The 18,579-nt window shown below is 62.0% G+C and carries 14 protein-coding genes, 1 other RNA gene and 2 pseudogenes; 4 read left to right on the forward strand and 13 right to left on the reverse strand.

All coding sequences use genetic code 11. The features are described from left to right. Positions 1-3 precede the first annotated feature (3 nt). From mraY to ACZ9IU_RS13020, 12 genes and pseudogenes are all read right to left on the reverse strand, one after another. On the reverse strand, positions 4-1,107 hold the full coding sequence (gene mraY, locus ACZ9IU_RS12965; RefSeq protein WP_038543541.1) for a phospho-N-acetylmuramoyl-pentapeptide-transferase: 1,104 nt from the start codon (positions 1,105-1,107) through the stop codon (positions 4-6). 29 nt (positions 1,108-1,136) lie between these two features. Further along, positions 1,137-2,567 (reverse strand): UDP-N-acetylmuramoylalanyl-D-glutamyl-2,6-diaminopimelate--D-alanyl-D-alanine ligase, encoded by a 1,431-nt coding sequence (locus tag ACZ9IU_RS12970; RefSeq protein WP_038543542.1) that lies wholly within the window; start codon positions 2,565-2,567, stop codon positions 1,137-1,139. Then, positions 2,564-4,028, reverse strand: a pseudogene (locus ACZ9IU_RS12975) (UDP-N-acetylmuramoyl-L-alanyl-D-glutamate--2,6-diaminopimelate ligase). Before ACZ9IU_RS12975 ends, ACZ9IU_RS12970 begins: the two are co-directional and overlap by 4 nt. 59 nt (positions 4,029-4,087) lie before the next feature. Next, positions 4,088-5,830: a peptidoglycan D,D-transpeptidase FtsI family protein gene (locus ACZ9IU_RS12980; protein ID WP_038543544.1), complete on the reverse strand. Its 1,743-nt coding sequence runs from the start codon at positions 5,828-5,830 to the stop codon at positions 4,088-4,090. Continuing rightward, complete coding sequence (gene ftsL / locus ACZ9IU_RS12985) at positions 5,830-6,291, reverse strand: cell division protein FtsL (protein ID WP_038543546.1); 462 nt, start codon at positions 6,289-6,291, stop codon at positions 5,830-5,832. The genes ACZ9IU_RS12980 and ftsL overlap by 1 nt, the downstream gene beginning before the upstream one ends. Positions 6,292-6,294: 3 nt before the next feature. Then, positions 6,295-7,320, reverse strand: coding sequence for a 16S rRNA (cytosine(1402)-N(4))-methyltransferase RsmH (gene rsmH, locus ACZ9IU_RS12990; protein ID WP_038543547.1), 1,026 nt, complete (start codon positions 7,318-7,320; stop codon positions 6,295-6,297). A gap of 14 nt (positions 7,321-7,334) precedes the next feature. Then, positions 7,335-7,769: a division/cell wall cluster transcriptional repressor MraZ gene (gene mraZ, locus ACZ9IU_RS12995; protein WP_038549302.1), complete on the reverse strand. Its 435-nt coding sequence runs from the start codon at positions 7,767-7,769 to the stop codon at positions 7,335-7,337. A gap of 448 nt (positions 7,770-8,217) precedes the next feature. Continuing rightward, an RNA gene (rnpB, locus tag ACZ9IU_RS13000) (RNase P RNA component class A) lies at positions 8,218-8,653 on the reverse strand. Between the two features lie 70 nt (positions 8,654-8,723). Further along, positions 8,724-9,914, reverse strand: a complete 1,191-nt coding sequence (locus ACZ9IU_RS13005; RefSeq protein WP_038549304.1) for an NAD(P)/FAD-dependent oxidoreductase — start codon at positions 9,912-9,914, stop codon at positions 8,724-8,726. Positions 9,915-9,981: 67 nt separating this feature from the next. Beyond that, entirely contained in the window at positions 9,982-10,578 is a 597-nt protein-coding gene (locus tag ACZ9IU_RS13010) for a lytic transglycosylase domain-containing protein (protein ID WP_038543549.1), read from the reverse strand. A 242-nt stretch (positions 10,579-10,820) separates the two neighbouring features. Next, complete coding sequence (locus tag ACZ9IU_RS13015; RefSeq protein ID WP_038543551.1) at positions 10,821-11,582, reverse strand: N-acetylmuramoyl-L-alanine amidase; 762 nt, start codon at positions 11,580-11,582, stop codon at positions 10,821-10,823. Next, a pseudogene (locus tag ACZ9IU_RS13020) lies at positions 11,579-12,329 on the reverse strand (TerB family tellurite resistance protein). Before ACZ9IU_RS13020 ends, ACZ9IU_RS13015 begins: the two are co-directional and overlap by 4 nt. Positions 12,330-12,655: 326 nt before the next feature. Between ACZ9IU_RS13020 and ACZ9IU_RS13025 the strand changes: the two are divergent. The 3 genes from ACZ9IU_RS13025 to ACZ9IU_RS13035 all read left to right on the forward strand — a co-directional run bounded on the left by ACZ9IU_RS13025 (position 12,656) and on the right by ACZ9IU_RS13035 (position 15,768). Beyond that, positions 12,656-13,867, forward strand: coding sequence for a pyrophosphate--fructose-6-phosphate 1-phosphotransferase (locus ACZ9IU_RS13025; RefSeq protein ID WP_038543554.1), 1,212 nt, complete (start codon positions 12,656-12,658; stop codon positions 13,865-13,867). Between the two features lie 50 nt (positions 13,868-13,917). Then, positions 13,918-14,553: a LysE family translocator gene (locus tag ACZ9IU_RS13030; protein ID WP_038543556.1), complete on the forward strand. Its 636-nt coding sequence runs from the start codon at positions 13,918-13,920 to the stop codon at positions 14,551-14,553. Between the two features lie 102 nt (positions 14,554-14,655). Then, positions 14,656-15,768 (forward strand): lytic transglycosylase domain-containing protein, encoded by a 1,113-nt coding sequence (locus tag ACZ9IU_RS13035; RefSeq protein ID WP_038543558.1) that lies wholly within the window; start codon positions 14,656-14,658, stop codon positions 15,766-15,768. A 39-nt stretch (positions 15,769-15,807) separates the two neighbouring features. Here ACZ9IU_RS13035 and ACZ9IU_RS13040 read toward each other — a convergent pair whose 3' ends face one another. Beyond that, positions 15,808-17,160, reverse strand: a complete 1,353-nt coding sequence (locus tag ACZ9IU_RS13040; RefSeq protein ID WP_038549306.1) for a serine hydrolase domain-containing protein — start codon at positions 17,158-17,160, stop codon at positions 15,808-15,810. A gap of 166 nt (positions 17,161-17,326) precedes the next feature. Between ACZ9IU_RS13040 and ACZ9IU_RS13045 the strand changes: the two genes are divergently transcribed. Further along, on the forward strand, positions 17,327-18,574 hold the full coding sequence (locus tag ACZ9IU_RS13045; RefSeq protein ID WP_038543560.1) for a BtaA family protein: 1,248 nt from the start codon (positions 17,327-17,329) through the stop codon (positions 18,572-18,574). Positions 18,575-18,579: the final 5 nt, after the last annotated feature.

An 18,579-nucleotide genomic window follows, 5' to 3' on the forward strand; every position in this document is an offset into this window, starting at 1 on the left:
CTATCACCGCAGCTTGAGCGTCGAAAGGCCGAGCATGGCAAGGCCGACCGCGATGATCCAGAAGCGGATCACCACCTGGCTTTCCGTCCAGCCGAGCTTTTCGAAATGGTGGTGGATCGGCGCCATCAGGAAGACGCGCCGGCCGGTCATCTTGAAGAAGCCGACCTGGATGATCACCGACAGCGTCTCCATCACGAACAGGCCGCCGATGATCGCCATGACGATCTCGTGCTTGGTGGCGACGGCAACGGAGCCGATCAGGCCGCCGAGCGCCAGCGATCCGGTATCGCCCATGAAGATGGCCGCCGGCGGCGCGTTGAACCAGAGAAAGCCGAGACCCGCCCCGATCACCGCTCCCAGAATGACGGCAAGCTCACCGGTGCCGGGCACGAAATTGATCTGCAGATATCCCGCAAACACCGAGTTACCGGCAAGATAGGCAATGACGCCGAACGAGGCCGCGGCGATCATGACAGGCCCGATCGCCAGCCCATCAAGTCCGTCTGTCAGGTTCACCGCATTGCCGGCGGCAACGATGACGAAACCGCCGAACAGGACGAAAAAGATGCCGAGATTGATGAACAGGTCCTTGAAGAACGGGAAGGCGACCGAGGTGCCGAGCGTCGGATTGCCCGACTGACCGGTCGCGAGCGCCACCCGCATCATGAAGAAGACGGCGATCCCGGCGATCACGAACTCGATGCCGAGACGCGCCTTGCCGGAAAACCCCTTGTCGGTCTGCTTGGTGACTTTCAGATAGTCGTCATAAAAGCCGATTGCGCCGAAACCCAGCGTGACGAGCAGGGTCGCCACCACGTAGACGTTCGAAAGATCGGCCCACAGCAGCGATCCGCCGACGATGCCGGCGAGAATCATCAGTCCACCCATGGTCGGCGTGCCGGCCTTCTTGAAATGGGTCTGCGGCCCATCGGCGCGGATCGGCTGTCCCTTGCCCTGGCGCAGGCGGAGCGATGCAATGATCATCGGTCCGAACAGGAAGACGATCAGCGCAGACGTGAACAGAGCTGCACCCGTCCTGAAGGTGATGTACCGGAACAGGTTGAAAAATTGGACTTTGTCCGCCAGTTCTACAAGCCAGATCAGCATTCAGCGCCCTTTCCAGAAGCCCGTCTCAATTAGTGGCGCTCCGTGTCGGAGAATGCCGGGTAGTTGTCAATAAGCGCGGCGACGATCTTGCCGAAACCGATGCCAAGCGAAGATTTCACCATCACCACATCGCCCGGGATCACCGAGCGCACCACGAATTCGGCAAGGTCCGCAGTCTTTTCGTAATATTGCACGTCGACGCTATCGGGCAGCGCATCGCGCAGCGCTGCCATTTCCGCACCCGCCAGCCAGACATGTTCGATACCGGCGGCGAGCAGCGGACCCGCCAGTTCCTCATGCACCTTGGCGGAGAATTCACCCATTTCCAGCATGTCGCCGAGCACCGCGATCCGCCGGCCGGTCAGGTCCGGCGTCGCGGATGCGAGAAGTGCGATTGCCGCCCGCATCGAGGCAGGGTTGGCGTTGTAGCTCTCGTCGATCAGCGTCAGATGGCCTTCGCCGATGCCGAGGCGGTGGCGTTCGCCCCTGCCCTTGACCGGCTTCAGCGCCGCAAGCGCCGCCATGGCGCCGGCCATGTCCGCGCCGACCAGCAGGCAAGCGCCGAGAACCGCCATGGCGTTTTCGGCGATATGCCGGCCGGGGGCGCCGATATGGACTTCCGACGTCTCGCCGTTCAGCACCGCCCAGACGACCGAGTTTTCCCCGTTGCCTTCAAAGTCCGCCAGCCGGAAATCCGCCTTGGCATGCTGGCCGAAAGTGTGGATGTGCGAGACACCCGCCTCCTGCGCCTTTTTCTGAAGAAAGCCGAACTGCTTGATGTCGCGATTGAGGATCGCCGAACCGCCGGGCTCCAGACCTTCAAAGATCTCGGCCTTGGCGGCGGCAATCTCCTCGAGATTCTTGAAATGGCCGAGATGGGCCGCGGCGATCGTGGTGATCATCGCCACATGTGGGCGCACCATCTTCACCAGCGGGCGGATCTCGTCCGGATGGTTCATGCCGATCTCGAAGACGCCGAAGTCGCAATCGGCAGGCATGCGGGCGAGCGTCAGCGGCACGCCCCAGTGGTTGTTGAAGGAGGCGACGGCCGCATGCACCTTGCCGGACGGTACAAGTGCGTGGCGCAGCATTTCTTTGGTCGTCGTCTTGCCGACCGAACCGGTGATGGCGACGATGCGTGCCCGGCTGCGCGCACGCGCAACAAGCGCCAGTTTCCCAAGCGCCGCAAGCACGTCTTCGACGACGATCATCGGCACGCTCAGCTTGCCGAGCGCCGGCAATTTCGATTCGTTGACGACGATCAGCGTCGCACCGTTGGCGACCGCCAGGCTTGCATAATCATGGCCGTCGACGCGGTCGCCCCTGATGGCGAAGAAGGCTTCTCCCGGTCCAATCGAACGGCTGTCGATCGAAATGCCGGTAATGCCCGTCGGAAGCGAACCGATCGGGCGGCCGCCCATGGCAGCGGTCAAATCCTCGGAGGTCCATAGCCAGTTCACGATTTCAGCTCCTGCAATGCCTTGCGGACTTCGACGTGATCGGAGAACGGCAGGACCGTGGTGCCGATCGTCTGGCCTTCCTCATGGCCCTTGCCCGCAACAATCAATGTGTCGCCCGACTGCAGCATGCCAACCGCCTCGCGGATCGCATTGGCCCGATCACCGATCTCGACGGCGCCCGGAGCGGCCGCCATGATCTCGGAGCGGATCACTTCGGGAATTTCGGAACGCGGATTGTCGTCGGTAACGATGACGATATCGGCAAGCCGCGTCGCCACGTCGCCCATGATCGGCCGTTTGCCCTTGTCGCGGTCGCCGCCGCAGCCGAACACTACGATGACGCGGCCGGTCGTGAAGGGGCGGACGGATGCCAGCACGTTTTCCAATGCGTCCGGTTTGTGGGCATAATCCACGTAGGCCAGTGCGCCGTCTTTTGTCTGGCCAACCAGCTCGAGACGACCCGAGGCGCCGACCAGCTTTTCAAGGGCGGCCATGGCAACGGCGGCCGGAACCCCAGTCGACATGGCAAGCCCCGCCGCGACCAGCGCGTTCGACACCTGGAAATCACCCGCGAGCGGAATATCGACTTCGAAAATCTGCTCGCCGACGTGAATTTCGGCCGTCTGCTTGTGACGGAAATGCTCGACTCGCTTCAGGCAGAGATAATCACCCCGACGACCGACCGTGCGAACATCCAGGTCGGCCACCGTCGCGACCCGCATCGCCTCCTCCGACCAGGGATCGTCGGCGAAAATGACGACGGGCGAGCCCTTCGGCATCAGCGTATCGAAAAGCCGCATCTTGGCGGCCATGTAGCTCTCGACGGTCGGATGGTAGTCCATATGGTCGCGGCCGAGATTGGTAAAGCCGGCGGCGGAAAGACGCACGCCGTCGATCCGGCTCTGGTCTAGGCCATGGCTGGAAGCTTCTATGGCGGCATGGGTAACGCCTTCGGCAGCCAGTTCCGCCAGCAGCTTCTGCAGCTCGACCGGATCCGGCGTGGTCAGCGTTCCGTAGTCGTTGCGGGGGGGTGGGCGAAACGACGCCGGTCGTGCCGATCTGAGCCGCGGCATGGCCGGCATGCGCCCAGATCTGGCGGGTGAAGGAGGCGACGGAGGTCTTGCCGGCGGTGCCCGTGACCGCAACCATGGTTTCCGGCTGCGCACCGTAGAAACGGGCGGCCGCGAGTGCCAGCAGCCGGCGCGGATTGGAAACGGCAAGGATTGGAATGCCCGCGTCCGCCGTATGGCCGGCAATCGCCGCGACCGCGCCGCGGGCGGCCGCATCGCCGATATAACGAGACCCGTCCGCCTTGGTGCCGGCGAATGCGGCAAACAGCATGCCGGAGGTTACCTTGCGGCTGTCGGAAGTAAGGCCGGTCACGTCGAGATCGCCTGCCGGCCCGGCCATCAACTCGGCTATTTCCGGGAAATCCCGTCCGGCAAGTTCTCGCAACTTCATCGGTTGATTGTCCATTCTGAGCGTCGTCCCCTCGAATCGTCCGCTCAAGTTGTTATCGCTCAATAAGACACAAGCAGGGCAGAACCGTCATTGCCGAATTTCGGCTTCACTCCCAGAATGGGCGCCGTGCGGGTGATGATCTCCTTGACCATGGGAGCAGCCGAGGTTGCCGCAAGAGCTGCGCCGTTGCCTTTCTCGGTCTTGGGCTCGTCGCAGAACGTCAGGACGACATATTGCGGATTGTCCATCGGAAATGCCGCGAGGAACGCGTTGAAGTTCTTGTCGTGGACGTAGCGCCCGTTGACGACCTTGTCCGCCGTGCCCGTCTTGCCGCCAACGTTGAAGCCCGCCACACGTGCGTTTCTCCCGGAGCCATTGACGCCGTTCCATTCGAACAGGAAGCGCATGTCCTTGCTGGTCGTCGGCTTCATCACCTGGGTAGCGACCTTGTCGGCCTCCGCGCGGGTACGCGGCAGGAAGGTCGGCTCGACCAGCTTGCCTCCGTTGACCAGCGCCGCACCGGCAACCGCCGTCTGCAAAGGCGTCGTCGACACACCGTGGCCGAAGGAAATGGTGACCGAATTGATCTTCTTCCATTCGCGCGGCTGGCTCGGATAAGCGACTTCCGGAAGCTCGGTGCGCATTTTCGTCAGCAGGCCGAGCTTGGTCAGGAAATCCTTGTGGCCTTCGATGCCGACCGTGTCGGCGATCTTGGCGGTACCGATATTTGACGAAAACTGAAAAATTTCCGGAACGCTCAGTATGCGCCCCTTGCCGTGGAAATCCTTGATGGTGAAACCGCCGATGCGGATCGGGAACCGGGCGTCGAACGTGCTCTGAAGGTTGACCTTGCCGGAATCGAGACCCATGGCGATCGTGAAGGACTTGAAGGTGGAGCCCATTTCGAACGTGCCGTTCGACACGCGGTTGAACCAGCCCTCCTCGCCGCCTTCCGCCGGATTGTTGGGATCGAAATCGGGCGCGGACGCCATGGCGAGCACCTCGCCGGTATGTACGTCGAGGACGACCGCGCCAGCGCCGATCGAGCTGTACTTGGTGATCGCTTCGGTCACCACGTCGCGGACGATCGACTGGACGCGCAGGTCGATGGACAGCTTGACCGGTTCCAGCGGCTGATTGGACGTCATGCCAACGGCTGCGAGATCGGCAAGGCCCTGATTGTCGACATAGCGCTCCATGCCGGCGACGCCGCGATTGTCGATATTGACGTAGCCGACGACATGCGCGGCGGTCGGGCCGCCCGGATAGAAACGACGCTTTTCGGGCCGGAAACCGATGCCCGGAATGCCGAGCGCCAGGATCTGGCTCTGCTGCTTCGGGGTCAGCTGGCGGCGCAGCCATTGGAAACGCGAGTTCGAGGTCAGCTTCGAATAGGTGCCCTTGACGTCGAGGTCGTTCAGGACCGTCGCCAGCTTCTCGATCACCTCGTCGGCATCGATGATCTTGTTGGGCTCAGCAAACAATGAAACCGTGCGGATGTCGGTCGCCAGAACCGCGCCGTTGCGATCGACGAGGTCGGGACGCGACGCCAGCAGCCGATCTGCCGGCAGGATGCTGGAGGTCGTCAGCGGCTTCGCCACGCCATATTGCATCAGCCGACCGCCGACGATGCAGTAGAAGACCGCGAAACCCGCGATCAGCAGACCGACGCGGTTTTTCGCCTGGGCGGACTTGCGCTTGCGGGTTCCCTCGAAGGATGCCTTTTCAGAACCGCGGCCACGGCTGCCGGACGAAAAATGCGCGCGGCTCTTGACGATCATGATGCGGGACAGGAAAGACATCAGCGTTTCACCGATCCTGTTGAAATGACTTCGACGGGACCGCGCCGCAGGGGCACGGGAATTTTAGGAGCGGGCTTGGCCTTGGCGGCGGCAACACCCTTCAGGGCTGCGGCAACCTCGCTGTTCTTGCCGGCGATGATGTCCTCTATGGTCGTCTCAGGCTGCGGAAGCCGCGCCTTCGGCATCGGCAGTTCCTTCGGCATCGCAAGCTGGGTCGTTTCGGTCGGGGCGAGCGCCAGCTCGGTATTGTAGACGTTGATCAGCCGGTGCAGGCGGTTCGGCTGGGTCAGCAGGGCCCAGTCCGCTTTCAGGAGATCGATCGTATCCTTCTCCAGCTTGATTTCCGACTCCAGCCGGCGAACCTCGCTGAGCTTCTCGTCGGCGCGGTGCTTGATCGAATAGGTGACGACGGCCGCTGCCGTCATGACGCCGATCAGAACAAGATCGAAGCTACGCAGCATGTATCAGGCTCCCATCTTTGCGAGGCTGGCGAGATCGGGCAGATCGAAAATGGAGATGTCGGCCGCCCTTGGCGCGGCTTCCGTCCGCACGCCGGCGCGAAGCTTGGCCGAACGAGCGCGTGGATTGAGTTCCGCCTCCTCGTCACTCGCCGAGATCATCGACTTGCCGAGAGGCTCGAAAATCGCAGGCTTGGCCTCTACCATCGGCAGGTGCCGCGAACCGGAGGCCTTGCCGGAACGATCGGCGAAGAACTGCTTGACGATCCGGTCTTCGAGCGAATGGAAGGTGACGACGACCAGCCGGCCACCCGGTTTCAGCGCCCGCTCGGCCGCAAACAGCGCCTGGGCGAGCTCGCCGAGCTCGTCGTTGACGAAGACACGCAGCGCCTGGAAGACGCGCGTCGCCGGATGAATCTTGTCCTTGGCCTTGCGCGGGTTGACGGTCTCGATGAGGTTGGCGAGTTCGCGCGTCGTCGTGAACGGCTCGGTCAGACGCCGCTTCTCAATGGCACGGGCGATGCGGCCCGACTGCTTTTCCTCGCCAAGGAAACCAAAGATGCGGGTGAGATCGCCGACCTTGGCGCGATTGACGACATCCGCCGCCGAGACGCCGCTCACCGACATGCGCATGTCGAGCGGCCCGTTGCGCTGGAAGGAGAAACCGCGATCGGCCTCGTCGATCTGCATGGAGGAGACGCCGATATCGAACACAATGCCATCAAGCCCGCCTTCCGGCGCATGATCGGCAAGGCGGGAGAACTGCGACTGAATGAGATGAAGGCGGCCCTTGTGGGCATCGGCAAGCGCCTTGCCGGCAGCAATGGCATTCGGGTCGCGATCGAGCGCGATCACTTCGGCATCCGCCGCAAGGATCGCCGATGTATAACCGCCCGCCCCGAACGTACCGTCGAGAATGATCTTGCCGACCCGAGGGTCGAGCGCCTCAAGAACTTCCTTCAGAAGAACCGGAATGTGACGAACCGGTCCGCCTTCGGGCTCGGTTGTTCCGTCGCCTGGATTCGCCGCCATTCCGTTCCCCTGTCTTACGCGGGACGCGAACCGAAGCGCCCCTCTCTCGCCGCCGCCTGCGCCTCGTGGAACGCCTGCGGCTGCCAAAGTTGAAAATGATCCGAGCGCCCAACGAAGGTAACGTCCGAGCTGATTCCTGTGAAGTCGCGGATGAAATCCGTGACCATCAGCCGGCCCTCCGCATCGAGCCTCATGAAGAGGCCGCCACCGTGAACGAGCAGCGACATCCGGTTCGCTTCCGGCGAAAACGGATCGACGGAAGCGATCTGCCGCTCGTAACGATCGAGCAGATCCGGCCCGCCGACGCTGATCGCCGGATAGGTGAAATCCTGGAGGCAATATAGCTCCTGGATCCCGCGCTCCGAAAGAACCGAACGAAAACTCGCCGGAACGGAGACCCGTCCCTTCGCATCGATCCTGTTCGTCGCATTCGACAGGAAGCGGCTCATCACGCCAAACATCCGCCTCGTTATGGTTCAGGACGCAAGTCCGTCCACCCGTTGACACAGCACCAAACACAGCTTCGCCGCCCGGATGGGCGGATAACCGCCCGGCCGTAGGACGACCGAAACTCAGGGATTGGCGGGCGCTCATTCGCCCTTGTGCAGTGCGATTTTGGGATACCATGGGACCATATGGGCGTCAATGGGAGAAGCCCCGCTAGCCACTCCCAGATAGGATTTATTTATAAGCTGTTAAGTTTAACAAAGGGTTATCGGAGGACATGAAGAAACCGCCTCGGCAGTGTCCGACAAGTGGATTTTCGACCCTCGTTAAGCTCCGACAAACAAACGAGCTTTCGAAATTCCTGATATAAACGCTGCGCCGCAAAAAGCGGCCGCAGGGGTGTCTATCCCCCGAAAGGTGTAGACCGAATCGCGCCCGCGAGAGGAGGTAAACGCCAGTTGGCCTGTAAGCCGGGTTCTGTATGGCCCCGGTGCAAGCACCGGAACGTGGCAGCCATTCATCTGGGACGACATTTGCATGCCGCCTCACGCAACCCACCCGGATGACTGGCCCGGAAACAGGCTGTAGCCGCGTTTTCACGTGGCCCGTGTCATCCCTATTCGGTCTTGCTCCCGGTGGGGTTTACCTTGCCGCCGCTGTTACCAGAAGCGCGGTGGGCTCTTACCCCACCCTTTCACCCTTACCCCGCCAGCTCTGCCGCTTTGTCGAAAAGCGGTACAGCAAGCGGGGCGGTTTCCTTTCTGTGGCACTTTCCCTAGGGTCGCCCCCGCCGGACGTTATCCGGCACCGTGTTTCCGTGGAGCCCGGACTTTCCTCACCCTACCGCCTTTCGGCATTGGTAAAGCGCGGCTGCCCGGCCAACTGGCAGCGGTCACATAACCGAGATGCCGAGCGAAAGCCATAGGCTGGAAGTAATCAGGCCGGAGATAATCCGTTCAGAGATAATCGGCGCGGAAATCCGCCGAATAGGCGTCGTCCCGGATTTCCCCATGGAAGATCAATTCGGCGCCGAGCCGGCCGATCTCGTCTGAACTCTTGGCCGCCGCCCCGCAGCCGCCGCTGAGGATGCCGATTCGTGAGGCATCGGTCATGGCGATCGCCGGATATCCGGTCGGGGTGAACGAGGTGACGCAGGCCGCCATCGACGAGCGCGAGAGATCGAGGTCCGGCATCAGCCGCGTCATGATCTCGGCAAGCCGGACGCGCGTGCTTTCGCGCCCGCCGGAGCGGAACCAGGCACGGATGTCCGGCTCCGTCGGCAGAAGAAGATCGTCCGGATCGCCGCCGATCTTCAGATAGATCTTGCCGTCGGGATAACGCACCGGTGGCAGGAGATAGATGCCGTCCTCGCCCTCGCGCCATTTCCAGATCAGCGAAGGCACCCTGCCCCAGACATCCATCGCGGTCTCGTCTACCTCGAAGAAGGCGACGGTGCGCGCATAGACGTTGAGGTCGAGACGCCGCGGCAACAGGTTCTCGTTGATCGAGAAGCCGCCGGCTGCGACCAGCACTTTTTCAGCAAGATAGCTGTTGCCCTCGCTGGTGGTGACGGCGACCTGATCGCCATCCTGGCGCACCGAGGAAACCGTTTCCGGAATGATTGCCGTACCCTGGCGCTCGGCGATCAGGGCCTGCGCCTTCACCAGCCGGCGCGGATTGATGTGTCCGGCGTTCCTCGGCTCCCAGACACCTTCGCTCTCCTTCGGGAACGCGAAGAAGCCGAATCGCCCAGCAAGGTCCGCATCCGACAGCGTCTCGGTCGCAACGCCGAGCTTGTCTGCCGCATCGAGGACGTCTGCGACGTAGGACGGGCCGTCGCCGCGCTTCGGGCCAACCAGCAGGCAGCCCGATTGGGAATAGAAATCCACGCCGCTTTCACGGGCAATCTCGCCGTAACGTTCGATCGAACGATTGGCGAGGCGCGCCCACACGGGATCGGGATCGATCGTCCGGGTGATGCGCGCCTCGTCGTAGTGGCTGGCAAAGACGCCTTCATGGCGCCCGTAGTCCGCCGGCTCACCGGGACCGACCAACGCAATACCGTCGGTCCATTTCGAGAGGTAGCGGGCCGCCGCAGCGCCCATCATGCCCCTCCCGATCACGATAAATCTGAACCGTTCCGTCATGCCCTCGCCTTTCGATTCCACCGGCCGAAATGTCTTCTGTTCGAAGCACTTCTAGCCGTTTTCGGAATCAAAATGCCACAGGCGAAAGCGACGCAGTCTGTTCGGCCGTCTGTTCAGCGGTCTCGATCACCGCCTGGACCCGGCTGCAATAACGCTTCGAAACCGGGTTCATGCGCTTGGCGCCATGGCCGGCATTGTATTTGAGGATGGTGCCGCAGATCTTGCCGCCGCCGAGTTCATGGGCGCCGGCCAGATATTTCATGCCATAGCGGATATTTGTCTCGGGGTCGTAGAGACCGTAGTCCGGTCCCCGGTAACCCATCAGCCTTGCCGTTGCCGGCTTGATCTGCATCAGCCCGATCTCGCCGGCACTGCCCTTGACGGTCGGCCGGAAATTGCTCTCGATCTGCACCACGGCCAGCGCGATCTCCTCCGGAACATCATATTCGCCCGCATATTTTGAGATCAGCTGGGAATAATGAAGCTGCCGAACCAGGCGCTTGGCTTCATCGGTGGGCGCGGCAAAACCGGTTTCGCGCGTTTCCCATGGAATGATCAGCGGCTTGGTATAGGTAGTGACGGCGTCGTCCTCAGCGCGCACGAGTTCGGTTCCCGCGACCAGCATGGCAAGGCCCGCCGCGGCAGCAACAATCATAATATTCATGTAGGTGAAGTGTCTCCGGACCAGCAGGAATCGCGGGTGCCGTTACGCAAACACCCTCTCAGCGCGTCGCCGGATTGACGGCGCGATGTCTGAACGATCCTGGTCGTTTATCTCTGCAACCCCCGTCCAACATGGCGGCTGCCGTTAGCGGGTCCTTTAGACCGGGCTAATAAGGAGATGATGTGGCGCGGCTGATTTTTGCGGTTTTCCGCCGGTTCAAACGACCGCCGCGGCGCTCGGCGTCAATTGAATTTTGGCAAGGACTTGAGCAGCCGATGCAGAGTGTCGATCGTCGAGAAATCGGCGATCCCATCGATGAGCTGCGGCCGGAAATGCCGCTGGAAAGCCTCGACCACGCCCTTCGTGCGCTCGCAGAAAGTGCCCGTGATTTCAATTCCGTAGCCATAGAGCGAGAGCATCGACTGCAAGGCCTCGATGGGCTGGCCACTCTCCCCGAACTGGAAAAACCGTCCGCCGCTGATTTGCGTTGGATCGATCCAATGGCCGATCCCCTCGAGGTACAACTTTTCCCAGGGGAAATTTTCGCCCGGATCGACCTTGCGGATCGGGGCGACATCGGAGTGTCCGAGCACCCGTTCCGGCCGGATTTGCCATCTCTCGCCGCAATCGCGACACAATTCGACGACGGCTTCGACCTGCGCGGATGGATAGGCCGGCAGGCCTCCGGGATGGCCCGGATTGGCGATCTCTATACCGATAGAACAGGAATTGATGTCGATCTCGTCGGCCCAGGAGCTCTTGCCGGCATGCCAGGCACGCCGATCCTCCGGCACGAGCTGTACCACGCACCCGTCCTCGTGGACGAAATAATGGCTGGAGACCTGGCTCTCTTCGTTGCAGAGCCAGGACAGTGCCTTATCGCCGCTCGGCATGCCCGTATAGTGCAGGATGATCATGTCGGGCGGGCGACCGCCGGCACGTTCGCCATGGTTGGGAGAAGGCCTTACCGTCGCGCCGGCATAATCGGCGTTGAACGGCGTCATGCGGCGCGGCGCTCTTTCTCGATCGCTGCATAGGCGGCGTTGAGTGCCGCCATGCGCTCGTTGGCGGCGGCATGCAGCGAAGCCGGAACACCGCGGGCGATCAACCGGTCGGGATGATGTTCGGAGACAAGAGAGCGGTACTGCTTGCGGATCTTGGCGAAATCGTCTTCCGGCGAAACGCCGAGCACCAGATAGGGGTCCCGGCCCTCGAGATGCACGTGCCGCGCCATGATGCGACGGAAATGTCCCTCGTCGATGCGGAAGATTTCGGCGATGCGGGACAGGAAAGCGAGTTCCGCCTCATGCACCAGTCCATCCGCCTTGGCGATATGGAACAGGCCGTCCACGACGTTTTCCAGCATCGGGCAATTGTCAGCCTTGCCGGCACCGGGGCTGCACAATCCGGCGAGCTTGGTCGCATAGGCTTCATAACCTGCAACGTCCTGGCGCGCGAGGTTATAGAGGCGTGCGACGTTGCGGGCTTCCTCGTCGGGAAAATCGAATATCTGCTGAAAAGGCCTTGACCTCGGCCTCGCTGACGATACCGTCGGCCTTCGCCATCTTGGCCGACAGCGCGATGATGGCAACCGAAAACGACACCTGCCGGCGCGTTTCCGGATCACCCTCGAATACCGTGCGGATCGCCTCAATGACGCGGCCGAGCGCGTTCCCGGCTGCGTCGCCCATGGCGCCGAGAAGCCGTTCCCATAGAGAAGAAAACTGAAGGCAGGTAAAATCCCAGATCATTAGAATAGTGGACCAGATTGCAGGCGCGATTGCAAGACGACGGACGGCCCGTCTTAGATTAAACTATGTTCATGTTTTCCGAACAATCACCGGCGCTCACAGACAGGTGACCCTGTACTCCGGGACAATTGACGAGGCCCGCAGGTCTGTTTTCCACAGGCGAGGCTTGAGTGCCGTAAGAGTTGAATCGATTATATTAGCCTCTTCTGCGCCACGAAGTCGAAGCTGCGGTTTTTCTTGAGAAATTCACTTTACAGGGGCCTGTCTCTGTCGCATCCATTCAGCGGTTTTGAACTGTACGCGAGCATGCGCGTCAAGGAGGATCGATGGCCAAACAGAAAGTAGCAATGCTGACCGCAGGGGGCCTCGCGCCCTGTCTGTCTTCCGCCGTCGGCGGCCTGATCGAGCGCTACAACGACGTCGCACCTGACATCGAGATGGTCGCCTACCGCTCCGGTTATCAAGGCGTTCTGCTCGGCGACCGCATCGGAATAACCAGGGACATGCGCGAAAAGGCGCATCTGCTGCACCGCTACGGCGGCTCGCCGATCGGCAACAGCCGCGTCAAGCTCACCAATGCCGCAGACTGCGTCAAGCGCGGCCTCGTCAAGGAAGGCGAGAACCCGCTTCGCGTCGCCGCCGAGCGGCTAGCCGCCGATGGAATCACCATTCTTCACACGATCGGCGGCGACGACACCAACACGACGGCCGCCGACCTTGCCGCCTATCTCGGCGCCAACGGCTACGACCTCACCGTCGTCGGCCTGCCGAAGACCGTCGACAACGACATCGTGCCGATCCGCCAGTCGCTCGGCGCCTGGACGGCCGCCGAAGTCGGTGCCTCTTTCTTCGACAACGTTTCGAACGAGCAGAGTGCCGCTCCTCGCACATTTGTGATTCACGAAGTGATGGGACGCCACTGCGGCTGGCTTACCGCCGCCACCGCACGGGCCTATATTCAAAAGACTAAAGGCAACGAATATGTCGAGGGCTTCATGATGAACAGCGCTATGAAGAACATCGATGGTGTCTACCTGCCGGAGATGGCCTTCGACCTCGACAAGGAGGCCGCACGCCTCAAGGACGTCATGGACCAGCGCGGTTTCGTGACCTTGTTCGTTTCGGAAGGTGCCGGCCTCGATACGATCGTCGCCGAACGGGAAGCGGCAGGCGAAGCGATCAAGCGCGACGCGTTCGGCCATGTTAAGATAGACACGATCAATGTCGGCGGCTGGTTCCAGAAGCAGTTCGCAGCGCTGATCGGAGCCGATCGCTCGATGGTGCAGAAGTCCGGCTATTTCGCCCGTTCGGCACCGGCAAACGGCGACGACCTGCGCCTCATCCAGGGCATGGTCGATCTCGCGGTCGAAAGCGCGCTGAACAAGGTTTCCGGCGTCACCGGCCACGACGAGGATCAGGGTGGAAAACTGCGCACGATCGAATTTCCCAGAATCAAGGGTGGAAAACATTTCGATCTGACGGCAAAATGGTTCGGCGAAGTGATGGACCATATCGGCCAGCCCTTCGAAACGGCTTGAGACAAGAAAATTAGCGGGCGCCGCTCAACGGGCGTCCGGGAGGAAATGGAATGACGGCTGACATCTGGCTCGCTTTTGCTGCGACCGCGATATTTCTCGCCCTCCTTCCAAGCCCCCTTGCTTGTCTCACCGCCAGCTTCTCGCTCCAGCGCGGTCGCCGCACGGCGATCGCCACGGTTCCGGGACTTGCCGTCGGAATGTCGGCCGCCCTGATCGTGGCAATGATCCCCATGGCCCTGGTCGCCGTCTATCTGCCGAAGCTCGTCGACGTAATCTCCTGGGCGGGGCTGGGCTACCTGATGCTCTATGTGCTCTGGTCCTACCAGGACCCGCGAATCTCCGGCCCCATCGCCGACAATGACAATCTTCCCGAGTGTCGGGCGGCGCGAATCTTTGGATGCCTGTTCGGCAAATCCGCCTTCCAGGCGCGTTATGCCATCGTTCTTGCAGCCGTGCTCACACAGTTCGTCGATCCCGACCGGTCGCTCCTGCCCCAGCTTCTCGAAATGCAGGCGACCTTCCTTGTTTGCGCAGCACTTGGAGCCGGAATTCACGTGCTTTTTCCGCGCCGCGTGCTCGCCCGCAGACGGCGCCCCGCCAACCTCAATGCCGCCTCGCGCAAACCCCAGACGCGCTTCATTTCACGGCGTGCGGTGACCGCCGGTTATCGCCGGATCGCCGCTTGACGCTCGCCGTCTTGCCGGACGTCGCCCAATAGGTTAATGGAAATGCTCTTTTGGTGGCGTTTGGGCGGACTGGGGTAACCATTTTTTCATGAAAGCGACCCAATGGCGATAATCCGATTCCTCGGCCGCGGGACGGTTGTGGCGTGCGCCGTTTCTTCGGCTCTCACCGGATGTTCGAGCGTCGAACGCGAGCAAAAGCTTGCATCGACGCAGTCGGTTGCCCCGATCAACGGCCAGGCGACAGGACCTGTTCAGACAGCTTCCGCGGATGGCCAGACGACGACGCATAAAGCCGATCTGCCGGTCTACGGGCCGGTTCAGGTTGCAGGCCAGACGATCCCTCCGGGCGTCCAGCTTGCCTCCACCGTCCAGGTAGCCGACACCCAGCCGACCGTGGCACTCGCCAAGACCGCAAGACTTCCCGTTCCGACGCCTGCAGCCGTCGATGCGATGTCCGTTCAGTCGGCCGCGATGGCAGCGCCCACCATGGCCCCGCTCGTCGCTTTTGCACCGGCGCCCGGACCGGCGATGATGCCGCCGCCCGTGGCCCGCACCACCTCGACTATCCTCGCGTCCGCCCAGCCGGCGAGCCTTGCAATGCCAAAGGGCAGCCGCCTCGTGTCGCCGCCGATCGCGCCTGCCGTCACCGAAGGCCGGATCCAGCCGGCCGCAGCCTCGGCAATCGCGCTCGACGAACCCGAACTTACGCCTGATATGGTCGCACTGCAGACCGTCGTCCCGATCCCTCGCCCGGACACTGCGACGCTTGCCTATGCAGCGCAGCCGAGAGCGATCGCCGCATTGTCCGCCATGGAATTCCCGCCGGCTCCGGGCGAGCCTATGCCGACCACGGCGTCCGATGCGCCGCCGGAATTGAGCAAGCTCATCAAGCGTTATGCCGGCATGTATGGCGTGCCGGAATCGCTGGTGCACCGCGTCGTGCATCGGGAAAGCAAATACGATCCCAAGGCCTATCACAAGAACGGCTATTGGGGCCTCATGCAGATCAAGTATTCGACCGCCAAGTCGATGGGTTACGAGGGCCCGCCGGCCGGCCTGCTCGATGCCGAAACCAACCTCAAATACGCGATCAAGTATCTGCGCGGCGCCTGGCTGGTTGCCGACAACAAAAACGACAATGCCATCAAGCTTTATGCGCGCGGTTATTATTATGACGCCAAGCGCAAGGACATGCTGGACGTCCTGGAGAAGTAAGCTGCCTGAAAAATGTTTGGTCAGAACGCTTGCGGCGCCTCAGGGCGCCGTTGTTGTTTTCACCACCTCGGCGACAAGCCGTGTCGGGTCATAACGGTTCCAGCTCGGCGTCAGCCCAAGCCTCACCACCACCAGATCGAGCGACGGGATGACCGTGATGGTCTGCCCATCATGCCCCTGGATGAAAAAGGCATCCGCCGGCATGTCCGGATTGTTCTTGCCCGGCAGCCAGGTCTGCATCTTCGAATAACGGCCGTTCGACGTGGCGTTGGCCTGGTGCATCAGCGCGACAAAACCGTCCGGCAGGATCCGCCTGCCGTTCCAGACGCCGTCTCGCGCAAGCAGCAGCCCCATCCGGGCCCAGTCCCGCGCCGTCGCATACATATAGGAACTGCCGACGAGAGTGCCGGCCGCGTCCGCCTCCATCACTGCGCTTGTCATCCCGAGCGGACCAAACAGGGCGGTGCGGGGATAGGCGAGCGCCGCGGTCCCGTCGCCGACCTTTTCCATCCAGATTCTTGAGAGCAGCACGGCGGTGCCGGAGGAATAGCTGAACCGCGAACCGGGATCGGCCTCGAGCGGCTGGTCCGCGGCAAAACTTGCCATGTCCGGCTCGAGATAGAGCATGCGCGTCACATCCGCGACCGCACCGTAATCCTCGTTGAAGGCGAGCCCGCTTTCCATGGCGGCGAGGTCCGCAATCCGGATATCGCTGCGCTGGTTGCCCCGCCATTGGGGAAACAGTCCCTTGTCGTCCAGCGAGAGCTTTCCGTCGCGGATCAGCGTGCCGAGGATCGCGGCGTTGACGGTCTTGGTCATCGACCAGCCAAGCAGCGGCGTGTCCTTCGAAAAACCGGTCGAATAGGTCTCGGCGACGATCCGCCCCTGCTTGACCACCACCACCGCCCGCATGCCAGGTCCGACAAGATTCGCATCTGAGAGGAGCCGCACAACCGACGGATCGGGTTCCACTTTTCCGCCTTCCGGCCAAAGCGCGGACGGATCGGCTGACGTAACGGCAGGCATTGGAATACTGACAGCTGGCGCGGCTGCGCCGTCAGGCGTGACGGTGCAGCCGAGCCCTTCGCGATAGACCGCGTCATTACCGGCGAAAATGCCAAGCAGTGCCGCATGAACCCGCTTTTCCGTTCGGTCGACGGAAACCCGCATCAATCTCAGAAGCGGATGACCGGGAGCCTGGACATCGACCGCCAGAACCTCGTCGCTGTCGCGACCGGCAAGGAAGACGTTCGAGCAGACCATCTTGGCCGAATAGCCGCTGCCGACCCTCAGCAGTTCCGGAGGCGAGGTATAGAGCCAGATCCCGAGCCCGATCAGGCCGGCGAAGATGACGCCGATAAGGATTTTCAAAGACCGGATCAAGAACCGCATGCCTGCCTCCCATTGGACGGCCGCATGCAATCAGGATTCTCAGGTCCAAGGAAGAGGCGATCGGCCGCGCCCGGGCCTATTGCGGGACTGGACACAGGCCTCGTCATCAATCTGTAGCATGACGGGTTTACACGCCCTGAAACTCTGAACAAGGCGGGACTCGACCATGGCGGATATTGCACAGGAAGCCGGTTTTCGGAAAAACCAGAAGCTGAAGGACGCACTTCTGCAGCATAAAGCGCTGTCTCGGCAGGGTTTTTCAGAAAGGCTTTTCGGCCTCCTGTTCTCCGGTCTCGTCTATCCGCAGATCTGGGAAGACCCGGAAGTCGACATGACCGCCATGGAGCTTTCCGACCAGCATTCGATCGTCACCATCGGCTCCGGCGGCTGCAACATGCTCGCCTATCTCTCTCGCTCGCCGAAGAAAATCGATGTCGTCGATTTGAACCCGCATCACGTCGCGCTGAACCGCCTGAAGCTCGCCGCCTTCCGCCACCTGCCCGGCCACGGTGATGTCGTTCGCCATTTCGGCATGGACGGGATCCGCACCAACAGCAAGAGCTACGACACCTTCATCGCCCCCAATCTCGATGCAGCAACCCGCGCCTATTGGGACAAGCGCTCGATCGCCGGCCGCCGCCGGATCGAGGTGTTCGACCGCAATATCTACAAGACCGGCCTGCTCGGCCGTTTCATCGGCGCCGGCCATCTGATCGCCCGCCTGCACGGCATCAATCTGACCGAAATGGCCAATGCCAAGTCGCTGCGCGAACAGCGCCAGTTCTTCGACGACCGCATCGCTCCGCTGTTCGACAGGCCGCTGATCCGCTGGATCACCAGCCGCAAGAGCTCGCTGTTCGGCCTCGGCATTCCGCCGCAGCAATATGACGAGCTGGCGAGCCTCGCTTCCGACGGCTCGATCGCACCGGTACTGCGCCAGCGCCTCGAAAAACTCGCCTGCCACTTTCCGCTGCGCGACAACTATTTCGCCTGGCAGGCCTTCGCCCGCCGTTATCCGAAGCCCGAGGAAGGCACGCTGCCGACCTATCTCAAGGCCGAGAACTACCGCGCCATCCGCGATAACGCCGAGCGGGTGACAGTTCATCACGCGAGCTTCACCGAACTGCTGGCCCAGAAGGCCGCCGGCTCGGTCGATCGTTACATCCTGCTCGACGCGCAGGATTGGATGAATGACGAGCAATTGAACGACCTCTGGTCGGAAATCAGCCGCACAGCCGCCCCCGGCGCCCGCGTGATCTTCCGCACCGCCGCCGAAAAGAGCGTGCTCGACGGTCGCCTCTCGCCGGCCCTCCTCGATCAGTGGTCCTATCTGGAAGAGCGCTCCAGCGAGCTCAACCTCGAGGATCGCTCGGCGATCTACGGCGGTTTCCACATCTACGTGAAAAAAGCCTGATGGCG

It is taken from the genome of Mesorhizobium sp. USDA 4132, from assembly GCF_056279545.1.